The sequence below is a fragment of the Vibrio sp. 10N.222.49.C9 genome (genome assembly GCF_041474985.1).
Lineage (GTDB): Bacteria > Pseudomonadota > Gammaproteobacteria > Enterobacterales > Vibrionaceae > Vibrio > Vibrio crassostreae_C.
In genome coordinates this window covers 1-353 of record NZ_JBFRVD010000535.1, presented here as the reverse complement: position 1 = coordinate 353, position 353 = coordinate 1, and the positions used below count along the sequence as shown (strand labels likewise).

Sequence of the window (353 nt, the reverse complement as noted above, 5' to 3'; positions counted from 1 at the left end):
ATCTTAGGGTGTGCATTGGCCATCGCATAAGAGTGATAGCTTTCTTTGAGCATTTCTAGATCATTTAGATAATCGCCAAAACTCATCGTTTCTTCAAATGTGAAGCCCAAAGTATTTTGCAGGTGTTTAATCGCTGCCCCTTTGGAGGCATGCTTGTTCATGACATCTAGCCAGATCTTGGCACTGACTACGACTTGATGTGACTCACCAAACTGCACGCTAAAACTTGGATAGATAAGCTCTTCAGAGCCATCAAAATTGAGGATCGCTACCTTAATAAACTCATCATCGACCGCCAAAAGGTCACTGACATACTGGCAACGATGATAGTATTTTTTGATTTCATCTAAAGC

At 41.4% G+C, this 353-nt stretch carries 1 protein-coding gene; it reads right to left on the bottom strand.

From position 1 onward, the window contains the following. Positions 1 to 353 (bottom strand): HAD hydrolase family protein (locus AB4585_RS24350; RefSeq protein WP_372171322.1); only part of this gene is annotated, 353 nt, incomplete at both ends.